Annotated in this window: 22 protein-coding genes, 1 tRNA gene and 1 pseudogene; 11 read left to right on the top strand and 13 right to left on the bottom strand. The window is 70.8% G+C overall.

The features are described 5' to 3' along the window. Nucleotides 1-19 precede the first annotated feature (19 nt). The 6 genes from EXE47_RS03895 to EXE47_RS03920 form a co-directional block, all read right to left on the bottom strand. A complete protein-coding gene (locus EXE47_RS03895; RefSeq protein ID WP_094495069.1) occupies nt 20-1,198 on the bottom strand; it encodes a thiamine pyrophosphate-dependent enzyme in 1,179 nt (392 codons plus the stop codon). A 22-nt stretch (nt 1,199-1,220) separates the two neighbouring features. Beyond that, the gene (locus EXE47_RS03900; protein ID WP_086221011.1) at nt 1,221-1,703 is read right to left on the bottom strand and encodes a hypothetical protein; all 483 of its coding nucleotides are present in this window, start codon (nt 1,701-1,703) and stop codon (nt 1,221-1,223) included. Nucleotides 1,704-1,882: 179 nt separating this feature from the next. Beyond that, nucleotides 1,883-2,923, bottom strand: a complete 1,041-nt coding sequence (locus tag EXE47_RS03905) for an NAD(P)-dependent alcohol dehydrogenase (protein WP_049931071.1) — start codon at nt 2,921-2,923, stop codon at nt 1,883-1,885. Nucleotides 2,924-3,088: 165 nt separating this feature from the next. Beyond that, complete coding sequence (locus EXE47_RS03910; RefSeq protein WP_086221000.1) at nt 3,089-3,871, bottom strand: metallophosphoesterase; 783 nt, start codon at nt 3,869-3,871, stop codon at nt 3,089-3,091. Next, complete coding sequence (locus EXE47_RS03915; protein WP_137708021.1) at nt 3,868-4,647, bottom strand: J domain-containing protein; 780 nt, start codon at nt 4,645-4,647, stop codon at nt 3,868-3,870. Before EXE47_RS03915 ends, EXE47_RS03910 begins: the two co-directional genes overlap by 4 nt. A gap of 115 nt (nt 4,648-4,762) precedes the next feature. Then, nucleotides 4,763-5,020 (bottom strand): MTH865 family protein, encoded by a 258-nt coding sequence (locus tag EXE47_RS03920; RefSeq protein ID WP_049931076.1) that lies wholly within the window; start codon nt 5,018-5,020, stop codon nt 4,763-4,765. A 174-nt stretch (nt 5,021-5,194) separates the two neighbouring features. On the opposite strand from EXE47_RS03920, the gene EXE47_RS03925 reads away from it, so the two are divergent. After that, nucleotides 5,195-6,253: a M42 family metallopeptidase gene (locus tag EXE47_RS03925; RefSeq protein ID WP_137708022.1), complete on the top strand. Its 1,059-nt coding sequence runs from the start codon at nt 5,195-5,197 to the stop codon at nt 6,251-6,253. A gap of 7 nt (nt 6,254-6,260) precedes the next feature. Here EXE47_RS03925 and EXE47_RS03930 read toward each other — a convergent pair whose 3' ends face one another. Then, nucleotides 6,261-7,562 (bottom strand): MFS transporter, encoded by a 1,302-nt coding sequence (locus EXE47_RS03930; RefSeq protein WP_049931080.1) that lies wholly within the window; start codon nt 7,560-7,562, stop codon nt 6,261-6,263. Nucleotides 7,563-7,836: 274 nt separating this feature from the next. On the opposite strand from EXE47_RS03930, the gene EXE47_RS03935 reads away from it, so the two are divergent. Then, complete coding sequence (locus EXE47_RS03935) at nt 7,837-8,721, top strand: substrate-binding domain-containing protein (protein WP_137708023.1); 885 nt, start codon at nt 7,837-7,839, stop codon at nt 8,719-8,721. 3 nt (nt 8,722-8,724) lie between these two features. Here EXE47_RS03935 and purH read toward each other — a convergent pair whose 3' ends face one another. Beyond that, nucleotides 8,725-10,329, bottom strand: coding sequence for a bifunctional phosphoribosylaminoimidazolecarboxamide formyltransferase/IMP cyclohydrolase (gene purH / locus EXE47_RS03940; protein ID WP_049931084.1), 1,605 nt, complete (start codon nt 10,327-10,329; stop codon nt 8,725-8,727). A gap of 167 nt (nt 10,330-10,496) precedes the next feature. On the opposite strand from purH, the gene purB reads away from it, so the two are divergent. Continuing rightward, the gene (gene purB / locus EXE47_RS03945; RefSeq protein ID WP_137708024.1) at nt 10,497-11,984 is read left to right on the top strand and encodes an adenylosuccinate lyase; all 1,488 of its coding nucleotides are present in this window, start codon (nt 10,497-10,499) and stop codon (nt 11,982-11,984) included. 7 nt (nt 11,985-11,991) lie between these two features. Here purB and EXE47_RS03950 read toward each other — a convergent pair whose 3' ends face one another. After that, nucleotides 11,992-12,642, bottom strand: a complete 651-nt coding sequence (locus EXE47_RS03950) for an SDR family oxidoreductase (protein ID WP_086216223.1) — start codon at nt 12,640-12,642, stop codon at nt 11,992-11,994. A gap of 90 nt (nt 12,643-12,732) precedes the next feature. Between EXE47_RS03950 and EXE47_RS03955 the strand changes: the two genes are divergently transcribed. From EXE47_RS03955 to EXE47_RS03980, 6 genes are all read left to right on the top strand, one after another. Continuing rightward, the gene (locus EXE47_RS03955) at nt 12,733-13,086 is read left to right on the top strand and encodes a zinc ribbon domain-containing protein (RefSeq protein ID WP_094495076.1); all 354 of its coding nucleotides are present in this window, start codon (nt 12,733-12,735) and stop codon (nt 13,084-13,086) included. Nucleotides 13,087-13,161: 75 nt separating this feature from the next. After that, a complete protein-coding gene (locus EXE47_RS03960; protein ID WP_049931091.1) occupies nt 13,162-13,341 on the top strand; it encodes a hypothetical protein in 180 nt (59 codons plus the stop codon). Nucleotides 13,342-13,370: 29 nt separating this feature from the next. After that, on the top strand, nt 13,371-13,673 hold the full coding sequence (locus EXE47_RS03965) for a hypothetical protein (RefSeq protein ID WP_137708025.1): 303 nt from the start codon (nt 13,371-13,373) through the stop codon (nt 13,671-13,673). A 42-nt stretch (nt 13,674-13,715) separates the two neighbouring features. Then, entirely contained in the window at nt 13,716-14,384 is a 669-nt protein-coding gene (locus EXE47_RS03970; protein WP_086220374.1) for a hypothetical protein, read from the top strand. Beyond that, complete coding sequence (locus EXE47_RS03975; protein ID WP_089307870.1) at nt 14,385-15,062, top strand: metal-dependent hydrolase; 678 nt, start codon at nt 14,385-14,387, stop codon at nt 15,060-15,062. A gap of 85 nt (nt 15,063-15,147) precedes the next feature. Further along, nucleotides 15,148-16,746: an NAD(P)/FAD-dependent oxidoreductase gene (locus EXE47_RS03980; RefSeq protein ID WP_137708026.1), complete on the top strand. Its 1,599-nt coding sequence runs from the start codon at nt 15,148-15,150 to the stop codon at nt 16,744-16,746. Between the two features lie 21 nt (nt 16,747-16,767). On the opposite strand, the gene EXE47_RS03985 is transcribed toward EXE47_RS03980, so the two are convergent. After that, on the bottom strand, nt 16,768-17,301 hold the full coding sequence (locus EXE47_RS03985; protein ID WP_089307872.1) for a PAS domain-containing protein: 534 nt from the start codon (nt 17,299-17,301) through the stop codon (nt 16,768-16,770). 147 nt (nt 17,302-17,448) lie between these two features. On the opposite strand from EXE47_RS03985, the gene EXE47_RS03990 reads away from it, so the two are divergent. Next, the gene (locus EXE47_RS03990; RefSeq protein ID WP_137708027.1) at nt 17,449-18,969 is read left to right on the top strand and encodes a matrixin family metalloprotease; all 1,521 of its coding nucleotides are present in this window, start codon (nt 17,449-17,451) and stop codon (nt 18,967-18,969) included. 393 nt (nt 18,970-19,362) lie between these two features. Beyond that, complete coding sequence (locus EXE47_RS03995; RefSeq protein WP_094552880.1) at nt 19,363-19,827, top strand: hypothetical protein; 465 nt, start codon at nt 19,363-19,365, stop codon at nt 19,825-19,827. A gap of 45 nt (nt 19,828-19,872) precedes the next feature. Here the strand turns inward: EXE47_RS03995 and EXE47_RS18880 are convergent, their stop codons facing one another. The 3 genes and pseudogenes from EXE47_RS18880 to EXE47_RS04005 form a co-directional block, all read right to left on the bottom strand. Next, nucleotides 19,873-20,319: a hypothetical protein gene (locus EXE47_RS18880; RefSeq protein WP_241997551.1), complete on the bottom strand. Its 447-nt coding sequence runs from the start codon at nt 20,317-20,319 to the stop codon at nt 19,873-19,875. A gap of 33 nt (nt 20,320-20,352) precedes the next feature. Next, a pseudogene (locus EXE47_RS18885) lies at nt 20,353-20,580 on the bottom strand (HNH endonuclease); the annotation flags it as partial. Nucleotides 20,581-20,801: 221 nt separating this feature from the next. Beyond that, a tRNA-Ala gene (locus EXE47_RS04005) sits at nt 20,802-20,873 on the bottom strand. Between the last annotated feature and the right edge of the window lie 11 nt (nt 20,874-20,884).

Genomic DNA, 20,884 nt, shown 5'->3' on the forward strand with positions numbered 1-20,884 from the left:
CGGTCGCCTCGCGGCCCGCTCACTCCTCTCGCAGGAACGCCTCCTCGCCGCGTTCCGCGACGGCCGCGAGCAGGTCGTCGCGCTGACGGCGGGTCTCGGGCGAGAGCCCGGCGAACGCGTGGTCGAACATCGCGGCGGGGTCGGCCTCAACCGACTCCGCCGCGTCGATCGCCGCGGCGACGACGTCGTCCGCCTCCTCGCGGATCGCCGCGACGCCCTCGTCGTCGATGCGATCCGTCTCGCGGAGGAACGCCTCCATGCGGTCGAGCGGGTCGAGCGCGCGCCACGGGTCAACGTCGTCGGCGTCGCGATAGGCCGTCGGGTCGTCGGCGGTCGTGTGGGCGCCGAACCGGTACTCGACGAACTCGATGAGGACCGGACGCGGGTCGTCCGCGGTGCCGTTGCCGCCCACCTCGTCGCCGCCGTCGCCGTCACCGCCGCGTCGGGCACGCTCGGCAGCCTCCCGCGTGACCGCGTAGCTGGCGAGCGGGTCCATACCGTCGGCGCGGACGCCGTCGAAACCGTACGCGGTCGCCTTCCCGGCGAAAGTGTCGCTCGCGGTCTGTCTCCCCCTCGGGACCGAGATTGCCCACCCGTTGTTGTGACAGCAGAATACCGTCGGCGTGTCGAAGACGCCGGCGAAGTTCATCGCCTCGTGGAAGTCGCCCTCGCTGGTCGCGCCGTCGCCGAAGTGGCAGGCGACGACGCGGTCCTCGTCGCGGTGGGCGAACGCCCACGCGGCCCCGACCGCGTGCGGGAGGTGGGCCGCGATGCCGATGTTCAGTGGGAAGACATTGCCGTCGGCGATCGCTTCCGTCCCGGCCTCGTGGCCCATCCAGTAGGGGAGGTACTCGGAGAGGAGGTCGCGGACGACGGCCGCGCCGTGCTCCCGGTACTGGTAGCTTATCAGGTCGCGGTCCGCGAGCGCGTGCGTCGACCCGACGGCCGACCCCTCTTGGCCCGCGCAGGGCGCGTACGTCCCGATCCGGCCCTGTCGCTGGAGGCTGACGGCGCGCTCGTCGAACCGACGCGTGACGACCAGATCGCGGTAGATAGCGCGGAACCGCTCGTCAGAGAGGTCCGGCACCGTCGCGTCGGGCAGGGGACTCCCGTCCGGCCCGAGCACGCGATAGACGTCTTCGTCGGCGAGCGGATCGGTCGCGCCGTCGCCGGCGTCGTCGACGCCGTTCTCGTCCATGCGCAACGAGTGTGCGCCGCAGTCACAAGGAGTTAGCGGTCGCGGCGGCCGCCGACGCCCGCCGGCTCCGTCGCCGGAGGTACGTGATCGGGAGCCCGACGAGGACGCCGGCGACGGCGACCGCGCCGAGTACGAACCCGACCAGCAGCCGCACGGGCCCGGCGGCGAGCATCTCGAGTCCCCAGATGACCACGAACCACGCCGTCCAGAGCGCGCCGGTGAGGAGCGCGGTGAGCAGCCCGAAGGCGGCCCCACGGAGATACGTGGGCGCGTCCGGCCGCTCGACGAGGGCCCACCAGACGAGCGTCCCGACGACGAGCGCCGGGGTCGCGAGGAGCGGCATCCCGGCCGCGGGCGGGAGACCGACCACGTCGGCGAACAGGCCGAGCACGTCGGCGAGCAGCGACGCAGTGAGGGCGGCGCAGCCGAGCGCGTACACGCCGGCGTAGAGCGACCACCACCGAGCGGCGGTGAAGCGGGAATCGGCGGGGAGGGCAGTTTTCATGTCGTATTTCCCCGGGCGCCGGGCTAAATGTCTTCCCGTTGTCCGGTCGCCGGTCACCGGACCGTGGTCGTCACCTCGAACGGGTACGCCCCGCTTTCGCTCGGGGCCTGTCCCGAGACGTCCCACGGGACGAAGAACAGGCCGCGGGCCGCGGCGCGGTCCGGCTGTCGGAGCCGGTTTCAGGGCGTGATCACGGCACGGCCGTCGATCTCGCGGTGTTCGAGCTTCTCGGCGACCGCGTTGATCTCGCCGAGGTCGTACCGGCTGGTGTGGAGGTCGACATCTCCCTGCTCGACGAGCGCGACGAGCTCCTGAAGCTCCGCGTACCGCCCGACGATGTTGCCGACGAAGGAGAACTCGCCGTTCACCAGCGCCTGCGACGGCTCGTGGACGTGCCCGCCGTAGCCGATGACGTGGTGGTCGCCGCCGCCGGCGGTGATGTCCGGCGCGTAGGCGGTCGTCACGTCCTCGCCGACGAAGTCGAGCACCTGCGCGGCGCCCGTGCCGTCGGTGATCCCCGCTATCTCGGCCGCCACGTCGGCCTCGCTCGGGTTCACCAGGTGGTCCGCGCCGTAACTGTTCGCCAGGTTCAGCGCCGACTCCTTCAGGTCGACGGCGGTGATCTTTGCCGCGCTCATCGCGTTCAGGCACTGGAGCCCGATGTGACCGAGCCCGCCGACGCCGATGACGACGGCGTGGTCGCCGGGGTTCAGCTCCGCGACCGCCTTCTTGGCCGCGTGGTACGCGGTGATGCCGGCGTCCGCGTGCGGCGCGATGTCGATCGGTTCGACCCCGCTCGGCAGCGGGATGACCGCTCGTTCGCTGGTGTGGAGATACTCGGCGAAGCCGCCGTCGTGAGTCAGCCCGTTGAACGCGCTGTTCTCGCAGTGCATCGTCTCGCCGAGCCGGCAGGGGCGACAGGTCCCGCAGGTCTGTACCGGGTGGCAGATCACCGGGTCGCCGGCGGAGACGATCTCGACGTCCTCGCCCGTTTCGACGACCGTCCCCGCGTTCTCGTGGCCCAGCGTCAGCGGCAGTTCCTGCGGGACGTACTCGGCCCACATCCCCTCGATGATGTGGTTGTCCGTCTGGCACCAGCCCGCGCCCTCGACCTCGACGACGACGTCGTCCGGCCCCGTCGCCGTCGGCCGGTCGACCTCGTCGATGGTGAGCCCCTCGCGCATGTCGTCGGTGTACTCGTGGAGTCTGGCTGCTTCCATGTGGGAACGGTTCGCACCGCGTGAATCATAAACGTTCGTTATAGTCTCTCGCCCGACGAGAGAGCGAGGAGATCCACGTCGCCGGCGGTGGGGTTCACCCGTGACACCCTCGGCGAGGCGCTCCCGTGTTTGTCCGGTGCTGTACGCACGGCGGGGCAGAAGCGCTCACAACAGCCGGCGGAACTCGCCGAGCGGCGGGAACCGGAGGGCCTCTCCCGCGTCGCCCGCATCCGCACCGCGGCCCGAGCCCTCCGACGGGGAGTCGACCACGACCGGCGCGAGGCGGTCCGCGTCAGTCACGAGCGGGGAGTCGAACGCGTCGGTGCGCATGTCGTTGACCGCCACGCCCGGCGCGAGGCGGGTGAACGCGGGCAACACGAGGAGGTCGGCCCCGCGGTACGTTCCGGGGCCGCGGAGGAAGCAGGGCCGGCGGTCGCCCTCGATCTCGATCGTCGGGTGGACGTGGCCGATCACGTAGCGGTCGGCGTCGGTCGAGGGCGCCTCGTGCCCGTGACAGACGACCGTTCTCGCGACGTGCGTGGCGTCGGCGTCCCGGTCGCCGCTCTCGCTCAGAACGAGCTCCTCGCGGGCCCGCCCGTCCCAGCGGCTCGGCAGGGCGGTGTCGTGGTTGCCGGCGACGAGTTCGAGGGCGGCGCCGCGCGTCTCGCATGCGTCGCGGAGGGCGTTCAGTGTGCCGAGGGTCCTGTCCGTGACTCGGTCGAAGGTGTGGACCACGTCGCCGGCGACGGCCACGGTTCCGGGATCGAACCGGTCGAGGAGGGTGCCGAGCCGGTCAGTGAGGTCCGCGCGCTCGCCGAGCGGGAGCGAGACGGCGGACGCCTCGCCGCGGCCAACGTGGAGGTCGGCGACGACGAGGGCGTCGGCTCCCGGGAGGTAGACAGCGCGGTCCGCGAACGTCGGCCCCGACTCGTGGGCGCGGTCGCTCACCGCCCGTACCCGGACGAGCGCTCGCGGCGACGGCCCGCGTCGCGGTCCGCGTCGCCGCCGCCCGGGCTCGGTCCGCCGTCCGCGTGGTTGCGGGCGGTCGCGTACGCCTCGCGGACACGGCGGAACGACTCCTCGTCACCGCCCTGGTCCGGGTGCGTCTCCTTGACGCGCTCGCGGTACGCGCCCTTCACCGCGTCGACGTCGGCGTCGCGGTCGAGGCCGAGCTCGTCGAACGCGTCGCCGACGGGGTCCGCGCGGCCGGCGCGGCCGCGAGCGGTCGAGCGCCCGGCGGCCCGGTCGGCGCCGAATCGCCCGCCGAAGCCGCCGGCGCTGGACCGGCCGCCACCCGAACCGGACGAGTCGTCGGTCGCCCAGTCGGGCTCGTCCACGTCGAACGGGAGCCGGCGACCGAGCCCGCGGCCGGGCATCTCGTGTTCACAGAGGACGGTGTAGACGCCCTCGCCCTCCAGCCGGAAGTAGTCGTGCGCGTCGAAGGTGATCGCGACCCCGCGGTCCGGGAGGTAGAAGGGGACCGACACGCCGTCGAACGCGTGGTCCTCGTCGAAGCGCTCGCCGGCGGCGTTCAGGTACGTCCGGATCTCGCGGCGGCGGCGGTCGTCGCCGGCGGCGCCGCGGCCGCCGGTCGACGCGGCGGGTGCCGGGACGAACCGGTCCCCGAGGTAGAACGCGAAGGCGACCACGGCGGTGGCGACCCCGCCGAGACCGACTCCCCAGAGGACCCACCGCGGCACCAGGCTCGTGAACTCGGCGAACACACCCGCCGTAGCGGCTCCGCGGTAATCAACCTCCCGCCGCCGGTCGGCGGCGACGCTCGGCGGTGACAGTCGGCGGCGGATCGCGAGGAGAAACGCGGTGAGGCGGTCGACCGACTCAGAGCATCCCTTTCGCGTCGAGCCCGTCGATGATGTCGTCGACGAGCGACTCGGCGTCGTCGTAGGGGAACTCCTGTTCGCTGCCGAGCTTCGCCGCCATCTCCATCGCGGTGAAGCTCACGTCGCCGGCCTCGAACTTCGTCGCCGGACCGTCCGGGAGGGCCGGGACGAGGTCCATCTGGTTCTCGACGGGGAAGTCTGCGCCGCCGAAGGCGTCCATGAACTGTTCGCGGAGTTCCGCTTTCACGTCGCTCATACACACGACATCCCGAGAGCGACCGCAAAAGGGTTGCGGAACAACGATAAACGTATTTAGGGTTGTCGGATGCGCGCTCGCCGACGCGGCGGGGTCGACCGGTGGAGCGGTCCCGAAGGCCGACGGTCGTGCCGGATCCTGCGGACCTTTGTCGCTGGCGCGTCAGGTGGGCGCATGGCGCGCGAGTTCGACTTCGACTTCGACCTGCTCCGAGAGCTGACCGAGGCCCGCGGCGTCCCGGGCTACGAGGACGACGTGCGCGACATCGTCCGCCGCGAGTTCGCCGACAGCGCCGACCGCGTCCGGACCGACGCGATGGGAAACGTCGTCGGGACGATCGAAGGCGACTCGGATTACTCGGTCGCGGTCGCGGCCCACATGGACGAGATCGGCTTCATGATCCGGCACGTCACCGACGAGGGGTTCGTCCAAGTCGACCCCCTCGGCGGGTTCGACGCCCGCGTCCTGCGCGCACAGCGCGTCACCGTCCACGGCGACGAGGACCTGACGGGCGTCATCGGCTCCGTCCCGCCGCACACGCTCACGGAGGAGCAGCGGGAGAAAGACGACGAGGTGAAGGACGTGTTCATTGACCTCGGTCGCGACGCGGAGGCGGTCGAGGAGTCGGTGAGCGTCGGCGACCTCGTCACCCTCGACCAGACCACGACGCGTATGGGCGACCGAGTCACCGGGAAGGCGCTCGACGACCGGATCTGCGTGTTCGCGATGCTGGAGGCCGCCCGCCGGATCGACGACCCGGCCGTGACGATCCACTTCGCGGCGACCGTCCAGGAGGAGGTCGGGCTCCGGGGTGCGAAGGCGCTCGGCGTCGACATCGACCCGGACCTCGCCGTCGCTCTCGACGTCACCGTCGCCAACGACGTGCCGCAGGTGGGCGACCCGGCCGACGCCGTCACCGACCTCGGCGAGGGGACAGCGGTGAAGCTGAAAGACTCCTCGGTGATCGCCAGCCCGAAGGTCCACAGCCGACTCACGGAGGTCGCCGAGGACGAGGGGATCGACCACCAGCACGAGGTGTTGCCCGCGGGCGGCACCGACACCGCGGGGTTCCAGAACACGGCGGGCGCGAAGCCCGTGGGCGCGATATCGATCCCGACGCGGTACCTCCACACCGTCACCGAGACGGCCGACGGCGGCGACGTGGAGGCGACGGTCGACCTGCTGACGGCCTTTTTGGAGTCCGAGACGGGCGATCACGACTACACGCTCTGAGGCGAAGTTAGTCGTCGCCGGGCGCGGCCGGACCCGGATCTCGGGCCGCGCGGTGCGCCCCGCGCGCCTGCCACGCGAACCCGGTGGTCGCGAACGCGATGAAGCCGGCCGCGAGCAGGAACCCGGTCTCGGTGGTCGTCCAGTCCATCGTGGTCCCGACGAGCACCGGCCCGACGACCTGTCCGACCTTCCACGAGACGGAACGGAGGCTCATCGCGCTCGCGACGGAGTCGTACGCCTCCCCCTCGTCGACGAACAGCGACATGCTCGCCGGCAGCCGGATCGAGTCGGCGACCCCGAGCAGCGAGTATGCGGCGAACAGCGCGAAGAAGGCCCCGCCGAGCGTCTGGGAGTCGCCGAGGTACGAGACGGTGACCGGCGCGACGGTCCCGTCGAAGTACGCCGCGAGGGGGATGATCGCCGTGCCGACCCCATACAGGAGCGCGCCGACCGCGACGAACAGGTAGGTGCGGTCGTAGCGGTCGGTGAGGTCCCCGACGAACCCCTGCGTGAGCGCCTTCGTCGCCTTCCCGCCCGCCATGATCCAGCCGATGGCGAACGCGGAGATGCCGAACGTCGTCCGGGCGTAGATCGGGAGGAAGATGATCACCGCCATCTTGCCGACGCTAAACGTGAACCGGAAGAAGACGAGCGCGCGCAGCATCGGGAGGCCGAGCAGCGACCGGAACGTCTCGACCCCGCCGGCGTCCTCGGGGTCCTTCCGGCCGCCGGGGTTGTCGCGCAGGAACGCGAACACCAGCACGAACGCGGCGAGCGTGACGGCGGTCAACACGACGTACGTCTCGGAGAAGCCGTAGGCGTACAGGAGGTAGCCGCCGACCAGGTCGCCCGCGAGCGACGAGAAAGAGGCGAACTGGTTGTACGAGCCGAGCCAGCGACCCTGCTCGTCGTCAGGGCTGATCTCGCCGATCACCGTCGCGCCCGTGATCCAGAGGACGCTCGCGCCGAGCCCCTGGACCATCCGCACGAGGATGATGTGAACGGAGCTGTCGACCAGCGCGAAGCCGACGAAGACGCCGACGTTGATTAGGAAGCCGCCGAGCAGCCACCGCTTCGCGTTGCCGGTGTCCACCCACCGGCCCAAGGGGAGGACGATGACGAGCTGGACGACGGCGAACGCGGTGCCGAACAGCCCCTCGATGAACCCCGTGGTCCCGAACAGGTCGGCGTACAGCGCGAGGGCGATGAGGATCGTCGAGTACGCCTGACTGCGGGCGAACGCGGTCCCGGCGAGCGCCGCGAACTCGCGGTCTCCGAGCAGCCGTACCGAGTTGCCGAACTGCGCCACGGTGGTCTCCGTCCGGAGATAACGAGACTGGGAGAGAAAAGCGGCGCAGATCCGGCGGTCCGCGTGGGGTTATCGTTTCAAAATTTCGATACGAAAGGCGGGCGCGGCGGGTGTCCTCTCCGCCGGGACGCCCGTCCGACCCGATCGGCATCGCGGGCCGCACACGGTACAACGACAGGGTCGCGCGGTGCCGACCCGGGGCGCGCAGGTTCTCAGACGGTAACAACGTCCGGTTGCTTAATACGAAAGCGTAGATGAATTCGACTACATTCGTATGCGTCGTCGACAGTACGTGCGGGCGCTCGGTCTCGGCGGTGTCGCCTCGCTGGCGGGCTGTGCGGAGCAGATCGAGGAGCCCGCCGCCCGCCGCGGCTCGGTGACGCTCGCCACCGCCACCACGGCGTACGACAGCGGGCTGCTCCCCGTGCTGAACCGCGGGTACGCAGACCGGTTCGGAGCGTCCGTGGAAGCGGTCGTGCGCGGGACCGGCGCGTCGCTCCGCACCGCCCGCGACGGGGACTGCGACGTGGTGCTCGTCCACGCCCGGCCGCTCGAGGACGAGTTCATCGCCGAGGGGCACGGGATCAACCGGCGCAGGGTGATGGTCAACGACTTCCTGCTCGTCGGCCCGCCCGACGACCCGGCGGGTGCCGCCGGAAGCGACCCGCTGGCGGCGTTTCGGGCGATCGCCGAGACGGAGGCGACGTTCCTGTCGCGGGGCGACCGGTCGGGGACGCACATCCGTGAGCTCCGGATCTGGGACGAGGCGGGGCTCAGTCCCGGCGGCGAGTGGTACCGCGAGACCGGTCAAGGGATGGGCGAGACGCTGACCACCGCCCGGCAGTCGGGCGCGTACACCCTCGTCGACCGCGGCACCTTCCTCGCCGTCGGCGACGACGGCGTCCTGGCGCGGCACGTCGAGTCCGGAATCGACGACCCGCCGCCGCTGCTGCGGAACGAGTACGCCGTCATCCCGGTCAACCCCGCTCGGCACGACGTGGCGTACGCGCGGGCCATGTCCTACGTCGGCTACCTCACCGGCCCCGGACAGTCGCGGATCGAGGAGTTCCGGGTCGACGGGGAGCGGGCGTTCCGTCCGCTCGCCCGCTCGCCCGAGCCCGAGTTCGAGCAGTACGTCCCGAGCGACTGGGAGGGGTGACCCCTAATCGTGCCGGAAGCAGCGCGACCCGGTGAACGCCATCGCCATGTCGCGCTCGTCGGCGGCGGCGATCACGTCCTCGTCGTTGACGGAGCCGCCGGGCTGGATGACGGCCTCGATGCCCGCGTCGGCCGCCTCCTCGACCGCGTCCGGGAACGGGAAGAACGCGTCCGAGGCCATCACGGCGCCATCGGCGGACTTCCCCTCCGCGTCCTTCTCGGCCTTCATCGCCGCGAGCGTCACGGCGTCGACCCGGGACACCTGCCCCATGCCGACGCCCACCGTCTCGGTGCCCGTCGCGAAGAGGATCCCGTTCGATTTCACGTGTTTCAGCGTCTTCCAGGCGAACAGCATCGTCTCGACCTGCTCGTCGGTCGGCTCGCGCTCGGTGACGACCTCCAGGTCGGCGGCGGTCGGCGACTGCCGGTCGCGCTCCTGGACGAGGCGGCCGCCGACGACCGGCTTCTCCGTGAACCGCTCCGAGAAGCGGTCGTCGCCCGCGCCGAGCGGACCCACGTCGAGGACGCGGAGGTTCTTCTTCTCCCGGAGCACGTCGAGCGCGCTGTCGGTGTAGCCGGGCGCGACGACGACCTCCTTGAACGAGTCGGCGACCGCCGTGGCGGTGTCGGCGTCGCACTCGCGGTTCAGCGCGACGATGCCGCCGAACGCGGACTTCGCGTCCGTGCGAAGCGCGCGATCGTACGCGTCCGCGAGGTCCGACCCGACCGCGCAGCCCGCGGGGTTGGTGTGTTTGATCACCGCGGCCGCGGGCTCGTCGAACTCCTTGACGAGGTTCAGCGCGGCGTCGGCGTCGTTGTAGTTGTTGTACCCCATTCCCTTCGCGCCGGGGTTCAGCTGGGCGGCGTCGACGACGCTCGCCTCCTCGCAGCCGTCGTCGACGTACAGCGCGGCGTCCTGGTGGGGGTTCTCGCCGTACCGCAGCGTGGCGGTGCGCTCCTCGGAGACGAAGCGTCGCTCCGGGAAGTCGCCGCCCACGTCGCCCGCAACCGTGACGCGCTCCGGGCTCCCCTCGTCGTCCCGCTCGACGGTCACGCGGTCCTCGGCGAACCAGCGGACCGCCCGCGGGTACGCCGCGAACTCGGCCTCGCGGAGGACGCGCGCCTTCAGCGAGTCGGCGTCGTCGTCCTCGTACACCGGGATCGGTTCCTGGGTGACGACCGGCCCGGCGTCGACTTCCTCGGTGACGACGTGGACCGTACAGCCGGTCGTCCGAACGCCCGCGTCCAACACCTGCTCGTGGGCGTCGGTGCCGGGGAACGACGGTAGCAGCGAGGGGTGGACGTTCAGCGTCGTCGGGACGGCGTCGAGGAACTCGTCGGTGAGCACGCGCATGTAGCCGTCCAGGCAGACGAGGTCGACGTCGTAGTCGGAGAGGCGCTCGACGACCCGACGCTCGTGCGACTCGCGCGATTCGCCTTCCTCGCGCTCGACGACCTCGGTCGGGATCCGGCGCTCGGTCGCGGCCTCCAGCACCGGCGCCTGCTCGCGGTTCGTCAGGACGACCGACAGCTCCGCGCCGCCGGGCGCGGCGTCGGCGATGTGTCTGAGGTTCCGTCCCCGGTTGCTCGCGAGTCCCGCGATCTTCATACGCGAACGTCCGACCGATGGGGTATATCGATTGCGGTCCGCACCGCTGTTGTATCCACATCTGCGGATCGGAACGGGCGTCTCGTGCGACCCGACGGCGGTTCGGATCCACGTCCGTGCGTCACCCTATCGACACGCTTTTGCTGGCGCCGCGGGCAGTCGCGGACATGACCGACGACTCCGAACCGACGGCGGACGACGCCATCGCGGGGCTGTCCCGGGCGGACCCGCTCGCGGCCGTCTCGCCGCTCGACGGCCGCTACGCAGACCGGACGGCGCCACTGTCCCCGTACGCGAGCGAGGCCGCGCTGATGCGCGCCCGGACCCGCGTCGAGGTCGAGTACCTGCTCGGGCTGGGCGCGCTCGACGCGACGCCGATCGCCTTCGACGAGGCGACCGCGGCGGCGCTCCGCGAGGTGTACGAGGCGTTCGACGCCGAGGACGCGCGGCTGGTCAAGGCCCTCGAGACCGAGGGGGCCGCGGGGTACGACGCGACCAACCACGACGTGAAGGCGGTCGAGTACTTCCTCCGCGTCCGGCTGGCGGACATCGCGGAAGGCCCCGACGCGCCGCTCGACGACGCGGAGTCGCTGTACCCGTGGATCCACTTCGGGCTCACCAGCGAGGACGTGAACAACCTCGCGCAGCGCCTCCTGCTCAAGCCCGCGGTGAGCGAGGTGATCGTCCCCGCGGTCCGCGAGGTTCGCGACGCCTTAGTCGAGCTGGCACACGAGTACCGCGACGCGCCGATGCTGGCGCGCACCCACGGCCAGCCGGCGACGCCGACCACGTTCGGCAAGGAGATGGCGGTGTACGCCGCGCGGCTCGGCCGCGCGCTCGGCCGGATCGTCGTCGCGAACGAGGACCTCTCCGGGAAGCTCGCGGGCGCCTCGGGCACCTACGCGGCCCACCGCGCCGCCTACCCCGAGGTGGACTGGCGGGCGTTCTCCGCGTCGTTCGTGCGCGGCCTCGACCTCGAACACACCGCGCTCGCGACGCAGGTGAACCCCTGCGACGACCTCGCTGCGCTGTTCGACGCGCTGCGGGGCGTCAACAACGTCCTCCTCGATCTGGACCTCGACGCGTGGCTCTACGTCTCCGACCGATACCTCGGGCAGGAGGCCGTCGAGGGCGAGACGGGGTCGTCGACGATGCCTCACAAGGTGAACCCGATCGACTTCGAGAACAGCGAGGGGAACCTCTCGGTGGCGAACTCGGACCTGACGTTCCTCGCCGACTACGTGACGAGCTCGCGGCTTCAGCGCGACCTCTCCGACTCGACGGTCAAACGCAACGTCGGCGCCGCGCTGGCACACTGCCTGATCGGCTACTCGAAGGCCGCGGACGGGCTCGCGACGGTCGTCCCGAACGAGACCGTCATGCGCGAGGAGCTCGACGCGACCCCCGAGGTGATCGGCGAGGCCGTCCAGACGATCCTGCGCCGCGAGGGCGACACCGAGGCCTACGAGCGCGTGAAGGCGCTCTCGCGCGGCCGGTCGGTGACGCTCGACGACTTCCGGGAGCTGTTCGCGGACCTCGACGTCGACGACGAGGTCCGCGCGGAACTGGCGGCGCTGACGCCCGCCGGCTACACCGGGCTCGCCGACGAGCTCGTCGACGGGGTCGGCGACGCGGGCGGGTCGACGAACGAGTAGCGACGCTTCAGCGCTTGCGAACGTCGATCTCTCGCGTCGCGATCCCCTCGTGGTCGACGAGGCGGCGATACTCCGCGGCGAGGGCTGTCGCGTCGATCGCTGTCGGTCCGGCGTCGGGACGGACGGGGGAGCCGATCCGGACGTACGTGACGGACACGTCGTCGAGGGCCGCGTCCAGCGAGAGCGCGAGCCCCCGGGCGGCCGGCGCGACCGCTCCCCACTCGACTTGCGCCGTCACGGGCGGCTCCGCGAACGTCGTCCCGCTGAAGAGAACGGTCCCCTCGGTCTCGCGGAGGTCCGGCAGCGCCGCGCGGACGCACGCCATCGATCCGGCAACGCGCACGTCGAAGAGTTCGCGGAGCCGGTCGGCGCTCGCGTCGTCGACCGGGTTCCCGCCGCCGCCCGACGCGTTCAAGACGAGCACCTCCGCGGGACCGAGCTCGTCGCGAACGCGTTCGAGGGCCGCCTCAACGGCAGCGTCGTCGGTCACGTCGGTCGGGATCGCGACGGCGTCCCCGCCGAGGTCCGCAGCGAGCGTGCGCACGTACTCCTCGGAGCGCGCCAGCAGCGCGACCGCGAACCCGTCGTCGTGGAAGCGCCGCGCGACGGCGGCCCCGATTGTCGGGCCGACGCCGGCGATCACGGCGACTCGCGTCATACCTGATCGGGGCGGCCGGCAATCATATACGTTGGGTTGCGGCGGGTGAGAGCACAAGGCGTTTACCGCTCGCTCGCGGATCCGGGCCCGATGCCCTCCGAAACCAACGACGAGACGTACTCGATATTCGGCGACGACGAACTGATCGAGAACGAGGCCGATGACGAGCGCGAAAACCGGCGAAACGACTCCGGCGGCCGCGGCGACGGGTCCGGGTCCGACGACCGCCGCGACTCGCTCGGCGGGAGCGGCGAGGACGGCTGCCCGAAGTGCGGCGGCACGGAGACGGAGACCGACGAGATCGCCACCAGCGGGACGGGACTCACCAAGATGTTCGACGTCCAGAACCGGAGCTTCGTGGTCGTCTCCTGTGCGAACTGCGGCTACTCCGAGCTGTACAAGGGCCAGTCGTCGGGCAACGCGATCGACTTCTTCCTCGGGTAGGCCGCGGGGTGACGACGGACGGCCCGAACCCCCGCCGAGCGATCGACTTTTCTCGGGAGCGCAACCAGCCGCGGTATGGTCTCCGTCCGACCGCTCGCGTCCCTCCCGGTCGTCGCCGCCCCCGCCCGGTACCCGTACGCCCGGCGGTTCGGCGAGGTGAACGGTGACCCGGTGCTCTGGACGATCGACGCCGCGCCCGAGGCCGCCCTCGCGACCGCGCTCGGGATCGTCGGCCTGCTCGCGGTCTCCACCTGACGAACCTGATCGCGGACGGCGCCCGGCTGGTGGCCGTCGCGCTGCTCGGCGCCGAGGCCGGGACGGACGTCGGCGCCGCGAGCGACGGCGACCGCGTCACGGTCGACCGGGGAACGGAGACGCGCGGCGCCGCCGACCGCGAGCGCGATGTCCCGGTGCGCGACGCCGGGGACGGGGAACAGGCCGACGCGGGCGAGACCGCTGACGCGGGAGCGAACAGCGAGGCGGACGGGCCGGACGCCGACGACTTCGAGTTCGGCGATGACCTCGCCGATCCGCACGCGGGCGATACGGGAGGCGACGCCGACGGCCGTCGGGACGGGCGCGACTGACCCGCCCGGAGCGCTTATTCGCCTCCGAGCGTCAGGACGGACATGGCTCCGACGCTCGTGAGCGCGGCCGTGGGGGCGCTGCTCGCGGCCGCGCTGCTGGGCGACGCGTTCGATCGGCGCGCGGTCGCGGTCGTCGTCGCCGCCGCGGTCCTCCCCGGCCTCGACGCCGCCGCGAGCCTCGCCGTCCCCGGCGCGACGAACGCCCTCCTCCACGCCGTCTGGGCGCCGCTTCTCGCCGGCGGACTGCTCTACTGGGACGGGGAACTGCGCTCGGCGTCGACCCTCCGCGAGCAGGGCGGCCCCCGAGCGGTTCGGGTCGCGTGGGTCGCGCTCGCGTCGTTCGTCGTCGCCGGGGTCGGCGCGGCGCTGTTCGCGGGCGAGGGCGCGGCGCTCCTCTACCCGCTGGAGGACGCGCGCTACCTCGTCCGCGGTCGATTGGTGTTCTCGACTCAGGAGGGGGTCGTCCAGACGTTCCTGACCCCGGGCGCGACGGGGGCGGGGATCCTGCCGATCGAGCGCGTCGGCGGGGCGGTCGCCGACCCGGTCTCCTCGTGGATCAACCCCGACGGGCGACCGGGGTTCGATCCGGGTGCCGACCGCGAGTTCCGGTTCGTCGAGGCGGGGTGGCAGTTAGTCGTCGTCGCCGCCGCGGCCGCGACGCTCGCCGTCCGGTTCCGGTTCCGCGGCGAAGGCGCGGGGGTGAGCCGCTGAATGCCCTCGACAGTCGTCCACGCCGGGTTCGCGCTGCTGCTCGCGGCGGGACTGCTCGGGGCCTACTACGACCGGCGTGCGCTCGCGGTCCTGCTCGTCGTACTTGTCCTGCCGGAGGCGGACAGCTTCCTCGGGCCGATCATGCCCGGCGCGCACCGCACGGTCGGGCACAACTTCGTCTTCCCCGCGGTCGCGGCGCTGGCGCTGTACGTCGACACGCGGGTCCGGGAGCGGTCGTGGCTCCGGGACCGGCTCTCGCCGCGGTGGATCGCGGTCGCGTGGGTCGCGCTGTGCGTCCACGCGTTCGCGCACGTCGCGATCGACTGGACCCACCTCGACGGGGTGAACGCGTTTTGGCCGCTCCGCGACCGGTTCTTCCAGCTGGACGGCAAGGCGGTCTACTCGACGGCCGACGGGTTTGTCCAGACGTTCGTCGACGTGCGGGTCGACCCCGAAAGCGGGTCGCGGACCGTCGACGCGGGCGCGGGCGGCACCAGCGAGTCCGTCCACGTCAACAACCCAGTCCAGCCGCGCGACCCGGACGTCGACGTCGAGGAGCCTGTCGACCGGCGCTTCCCGATCGCGAACAGCGGGTGGCGGCTCTACCTGATCGGGCTCGGGCTGTTCGCGCTCGTCGCCCGGCGGTTCCAAGGCGACGGCGTCGCGGACGACGCCTGACTGCCCCCCGAGATCCGGGGGACTGCGGCGCCCCTAACATGGTATGACCGCAGGGTAAACGGTCCCGGACGCGTAGCGAGACGTAATGACACCCCAACCGGACGCGGACCTATCGGAGGCGACCGAGCCGCTGGCCGGGGAGTCGATCGCCGTCGTCGGCGCCGGCTTCGGCGGGCTCTCGACGGCCTCGTACCTCGCCGACGCCGGGGCGGATGTGACGGTGTTCGAGCGCAACGAGCACCCCGGCGGGTACGCCGGGCGGATCGAGCGCGACGGGTTCCGTATCGACACCGGCCCGTCGTGGTACCTCATGCCGGAGGTGTTCGACCGGTTCTTCGAACACTTCGGGCGATCGACGGACGACTACTACGACCTGGTCGAGCTCGACCCGCTGTACGAGGTGATCTGGAAGGACGGCGACCGCGCGTCGATGCCGGCCGACCGCGAGGGACAGAAGGCGCTGTTCGAGTCGTACGAGTCCGGCGCGGGCGACGTGCTCGACGACTACCTCGCCGACGCCGCGGAGGCGTACGAGCTCGGGATGGACCGGTTCGTCTACCCGAGCCGGTCGCGGCTGCGCGACATGGTCGACGCCGACGTGCTCCGGTCCGGGCGGGCGCTGCCGAAGCTCCGCGAGATGGACGACTACGTCGGCGACTACTTCGACAGCGAGAAGCTCCGCCAGATCGCGGAGTACAAGCTGGTGTTCCTCGGGGGGTCGCCGTACAACACGCCCGCGATCTACACGCTGATGAGCCACGTCGACATGAACCTCGGCGTCTACCATCCGACCGGCGGGATCGCGAGCGTCGTCGACGCGATGGCCGACCTCGCGCGCGACCTCGGGGTCACGATCCGGACGAACGAGCCGGTGACCGCGATCGAGCCGTCGGTGCCGGCGGCGACACCGACGTTCACCGTGGAGACGGAGCGACGCGCGAGGGGCGAGTCCACCGCGGCGGCGCGGTCGGCGCGCTTCGACCGCGTCGTGGCGAACGCACCGCCGCCGCACGTCGAGCGCGACCTCCTCCCGAGCGGGACGGTCGACCGCGAGTCGTACTGGGAGTCGCGGACGTACGCGCCTTCCGCGTACCTCTCGTACATCGGCGTCGAGAGGGACGTTGACCTCGACCACCACACGCTGGTGTTCCCGACCGACTGGCGGCCGCACTTCGACGACATCTTCGACGAGCCGGCGTGGCCCGACGACCCCGCATACTACGTCCACGTCCCGTCGAAGACGGACCCCGAGGCGGCGCCCGACGGGCACGAGGCCGTCTTCCTGCTCGTCCCGCTGGCGGCCGGGTTGGAGGACGACCCCGAGACGCGCGAGCGGTTCCGCGACCTGGTGTTCGACGACCTCGCCGAACACGCCGGCGTCGACTTCCGCGACCGGATCGTCTTCGAGGAGACCGCCTGCGTCTCCGACTTCCGGCAGCGGTTCAACGCGCCCCGTGGCACGGCGCTGGCGCTGTCGCACACCCTCGAACAGACGGGGCCGCTCCGCCCCGCCCACCGCGCCCCCGGCGTCGACGGCCTCTACTACGTCGGCGCGTACACCAACCCCGGCATCGGGATGCCGATGTGCCTGCTCAGCGGCGAACACGCCGCCGAGGCGGTCGTCGAGGACGCGACCGGCGGGGGCGTGCTCCCGTCCGTCGTCCCCACGTCGACGCTGCGGTGAGGGGCGCGTTCGGGGGCGATTTTACTCGACGCCCGCGTCCGGCCCGTCGATCGGCTCCGGCTCTTGGACCGCGACCCAGTGCGTGACGGTCCCCGCGTCCCCGAACAGCGGCCGCAGCGTGACGCGGTTCGCGAAGGGAGTACCGTCCCGGCGACGGTTGCGGAGTTCGACGGTGACCGCGGACCACGTCGACAGCGCCTCGCGGAAGTCCGCGCGGGGGTCGGCGGCGGCGTCCGGATCCTGAAACAGCCGGGGGTTCCGACCGCGGAGCTCGTCGAGCCCGTAGCCGGTCCACTCGCGGAACCAGCGGTTGACGTAGACGATCGGCGTGTCGCGGTACGCCGGGCCGGTGAGCGTGAGGCCGAGAGGGAGGTCGTCGAGCGCGCGGACGCGGTCGACGAACAGCGCCTCGCGCTCCCGCTCGGCGGGGGCGTCCGAGTGCGTCGGGAGCGTCACGCCGTCGAGGTCGTACTCGTCGGTCAGCGCAGAGAGGCGTGTCTGGAAGGCCCCGCGGTCGGCGCCGATCGCCGCGAGCACGTCGCTTCGAAGCGTCACGTGTGCGGTTAGGCGCGGACGGACAAGCGCGTGTCGTTCCGTGAGATGGGGAGCACGGAACCGACCGGACGCCGGTCGCGACCGCCGAGCGGGGCGGGTGAGTGGAACGAACGTTATGTGCGTCCGGGTCGGAGGCTGTGATCACTGATGCGTGAGACCACCGCCGTCCTCGCGGTCGCGCTGCTCGTCGCGCTCGCCGGCTGCGGCGGGCTCGGCGGGGAGCTGGCCGGCCCCCCCGGAGACCCGTCACCGTCGATCGAGTCCGTCTCCGCCCCGGAGTCGCTCGGCCACGACGAGCGGGCGACGGTCGCGGCGACCGCGCGGTGGGAGGGGCTCGCGGGCGACGGCGGATCCGCGGGCGAGGGGGGTTCGGCCGCGGGACTCGACCCGGTTCGGGTGACGGTCCGGGTCGGTGACGCGACGTTGGTCGCCGAGAACCGGTCTGTCCCGGCGAACGGGACGCTGACGGTGACGGCCGGCGTCGACGCCGCGGCGCTCGACCCGGGCGAGTACGACCTGACGGTGACCGTCGGCGGGGCGACGGCGACCCGCTCGATTGTCGTCGGAGAGGCCCGCGCGGCGACGTTCGCGGTCTCCGCGATCGACGCCCCCGACAGCGTCGAGTACGGCGGAGACCTCTCGGTGGCGGCGACGGTGAGGAACGTCGGCGACCGGGCCGGGACCCAGACGGTCCGGATCCGGTACGGCGCGGGAGCGAGCGCGAACCGGACGGTCGCGCTCGACGGCGGCGCGGAGCGCCGAGTGTCTGTCACGTTCGCGGACGTGCGACGCGACGGCGGCGCCCACCCGCTGGTCGTGACCACCGCGAACCGGACGCGGGAGCGCGCGGTCGCGCTGTCGCACCCGAGCCCGTACGGGGAGACGACGCTCGGCCTCTACGTCGACGACGCGGCGGTCGACCGGAACGTCTCCGGCGTCGCGGCGGCCGCGACGGGGTACTGGGAGCGGAACGACGAGCGCTACCTCGGCTATCCCGTCGCCTACGAGCGGGTGAGCGACGAGTCGCGGGCGGACGTCGTTCTCCGGTTCGACCGCGTGGAGCGCTGCGGCGTCGAGGGCAACGACACGCGGTACTTCGGCTGCGCGGACCTGCTCGTCGACGAGCCGCGGACGCCGATGACCGCGACCGTCGATCCCCGGGTCTCCGACGCGGACATGAACGCGACGATCATCCACGAGCTCGGCCACGTTCAGGGGCTCGAACACGGCGAGGAGCCGGCCGGGCTGATGAACGCGACGAGCACGCTCGCGACGCATCGGCGCTTGAAGATCCACTTGCGCGCCGACGACGGCGCGGTCACGGGGCCCGTCGAGGACGAGGTGGCCGCGGCGCTCGACTACTTCGCGGGCCGCGAGGATATCGTCGGGAGCGACCGGTTCGCGTGGGAGTTCGTCGACAGCGCGCGCGACGCCCACGTCCAGATCACCTACGACGAGCGCGGGGAGGTCTGTATCACGGACGGAGGCGGCTCCTGTACGGTCGACGGCGAGTACTACGGGCAACAGGACGTGCGGCTGGAGGAGCTAGACGAGGAGGTCGTCGCGTGGCACGTCGGGTGGTCGTTCGCGCCGGCCCTGCTGGAGGAGGTGCCGCCGGAGCTTTCTCGCGAGACGGACCGGCGGGAGCGGGAGGCGTGGCCGGAGTAGGGTCGGGCGAGCGAGTGTGCTCTCAACGCGGGGATCGAGGAGACCGACCGCCTCATCGACTAGATCCTCTGCGACTGCTACGACCTGACGAACGAGGAGAGCAGGGCCGTGGAGGCGGCGGTCGCGGAGTAGGGACGGGAACCGGGGATAACGTCTTTTCACCCCGTTTCCGTACCGGAGCGCGCGGCACGGCTCACGACGAGATACATCGGGGCGGAGCGATCCTCGGACGCGACCGACGCGGCCGCCGATCCCGACGGTCAGCGGTCCGAGTCCGCGACCTATCCCGGGCTCCTGACCGCGCGGACCGCGAGCGGCACCTGCCACCTCGCGCCGGGGTACCACGGCGAGGCGACGACGCTGCCGGACCGCGCGCTCGGCCCTGTCAACGGCGTGGTCGTCGAGGAGGCGGGAACGCGCTACGAGAGCCTGCTGCTCGACGACCGCCGGCGGCAGGCGCAGTACGGCGCGCTCTTGGACGCGAACCTCGACGGCGACCGCGTGCCCGCCTTCGCCGTCGACGTTCCGCCCGAGGGCGGTCGGAAAGGGTACGGGGAGGGTGTCGACGCGGTCACCGAACTCGTGACGGGGACGGCGGCGTTGGCGGCGCTCGGCGTCGTCGGCGTCGCGCTCGGCGCGGCGGTCGCGGCGCTCCTCTGTCTCCCGCTCGCGATGGCGGTGTGTCTCCACGTCCGTCCGCCGAGCGCGGTGCGGCGGCCCGACCGAATCGGCGCGTGCTGCCGCGGGGTCGTCGCCCGCGGCCAACTGCTGAAGCCTGCTCGCTGGCGGCGGGCCGAAGAGGCCCGCGAGCCGGACATCGACGCGCCCGAACCGGACGCCTCGTGGTTCAAGCGATGAGCGACCTGCCGCGAAACTTCTCCGTCCGGGAGACCGTCGCCGTCCTCACGGCTTCCAATTAATCCGATTGCTTTCTGTAGTCCCCGTTATCCGTGTGCCGAGAGTAATTAGCAAAGGTCCGAACAGACCGAACAGAACCGTGGGAATTGCGATAAGAGCTTCAAGCCAGTGAGCGTCTGTCATAATCCTACCTAATCTCTCAATGAATGTCGGATCTTGGCCGGAAACGTACCAAGCGAGGATCCCGAACACGAGGAGATACGACTTGAAGACAACAGATTGGAAACGAAGGCCGAGGATCCCACCAGTAGTTCCGAGTACGAGCAGCACAATAGGTGTGAGAAGCCAGTGTATACTTCCCGCAGTGGATGATGCTTCACTCAAAATGTAGAAATAACCATAGCCAGCAGCGAGCGGAGCTATCAGGTGCTTAATTACAACGAAAAAGAAAAACGGTAAAATTGTGTATACACGAGACAAGTGGTTATTCACTGTATCCTGTTGGTCGTTCTGAGTTGTATCCCGTGTGATGTCGTGCTTGTGTTGACTATTATGACAGTTAACGCAGAGCGTCTGAAGATTATCTAACGAATCAGAACCACCCTCAGATCGTGGCGTAAGGTGATGCGCGTGGAGTTCAGTATCTCCGGACGACCCACCCCGGGCACCACATTGTTGGCAGGTATAATTGTCACGTGAATAAACTTTTCTGCGCCTCTCGTCCCAATCATCAGGGTAGCTCGAAGCCGCCATATAGCGGTTTTATCTTTCTGATCCGCCGTATGAATATTATTCAAACTTGCTGATATTTAGAATGGCAAATCAGGAGAAGTCACCGCTCGTTACAGGTCTACGTCGCTCGCAGCGTTTCTCGCGGGGCAAAAATACGGACTCGCGGGGGTCCCGCGAGCGAGCACAGCGAGCGAGTGGGACCACACGAGGGAATGACTAAGCGAACGAAGTGAGGAAAAGGATGGACTCGCGGGGATTTGAACCCCGGGCCTTCCCCGTGCCAGGGGGATGATCTACCACTGATCTACGAGCCCTCGAACGCATT

Origin of the sequence: Halorubrum sp. GN12_10-3_MGM (assembly GCF_005435235.1) — an archaeon.
Lineage (GTDB): Archaea > Halobacteriota > Halobacteria > Halobacteriales > Haloferacaceae > Halorubrum > Halorubrum ezzemoulense.

Bases quoted from the DNA above. Each gene is read 5' to 3' on its own strand.
- EXE47_RS03960 (WP_049931091.1), top strand. From the start codon at position 13,162: ATGGTCTCCGTCCGACCGCTCGCGTCCCTCCCGGTCGTCGCCGCCCCC.
- EXE47_RS03975 (WP_089307870.1), top strand. From the start codon at position 14,385: ATGCCCTCGACAGTCGTCCACGCCGGGTTCGCGCTGCTGCTCGCGGCG.
- EXE47_RS03955 (WP_094495076.1), top strand. From the start codon at position 12,733: ATGCCCTCCGAAACCAACGACGAGACGTACTCGATATTCGGCGACGAC.
- EXE47_RS03950 (WP_086216223.1), bottom strand. From the start codon at position 12,642: ATGACGCGAGTCGCCGTGATCGCCGGCGTCGGCCCGACAATCGGGGCC.
- EXE47_RS03980 (WP_137708026.1), top strand. From the start codon at position 15,148: ATGACACCCCAACCGGACGCGGACCTATCGGAGGCGACCGAGCCGCTG.
- purB (WP_137708024.1), top strand. From the start codon at position 10,497: ATGACCGACGACTCCGAACCGACGGCGGACGACGCCATCGCGGGGCTG.
- EXE47_RS03895 (WP_094495069.1), bottom strand. From the start codon at position 1,198: ATGGACGAGAACGGCGTCGACGACGCCGGCGACGGCGCGACCGATCCG.
- EXE47_RS03970 (WP_086220374.1), top strand. From the start codon at position 13,716: ATGGCTCCGACGCTCGTGAGCGCGGCCGTGGGGGCGCTGCTCGCGGCC.
- EXE47_RS03920 (WP_049931076.1), bottom strand. From the start codon at position 5,020: ATGAGCGACGTGAAAGCGGAACTCCGCGAACAGTTCATGGACGCCTTC.
- EXE47_RS03900 (WP_086221011.1), bottom strand. From the start codon at position 1,703: ATGAAAACTGCCCTCCCCGCCGATTCCCGCTTCACCGCCGCTCGGTGG.
- purH (WP_049931084.1), bottom strand. From the start codon at position 10,329: ATGAAGATCGCGGGACTCGCGAGCAACCGGGGACGGAACCTCAGACAC.
- EXE47_RS03905 (WP_049931071.1), bottom strand. From the start codon at position 2,923: ATGGAAGCAGCCAGACTCCACGAGTACACCGACGACATGCGCGAGGGG.
- EXE47_RS03935 (WP_137708023.1), top strand. From the start codon at position 7,837: ATGCGTCGTCGACAGTACGTGCGGGCGCTCGGTCTCGGCGGTGTCGCC.
- EXE47_RS03990 (WP_137708027.1), top strand. From the start codon at position 17,449: ATGCGTGAGACCACCGCCGTCCTCGCGGTCGCGCTGCTCGTCGCGCTC.
- EXE47_RS03925 (WP_137708022.1), top strand. From the start codon at position 5,195: ATGGCGCGCGAGTTCGACTTCGACTTCGACCTGCTCCGAGAGCTGACC.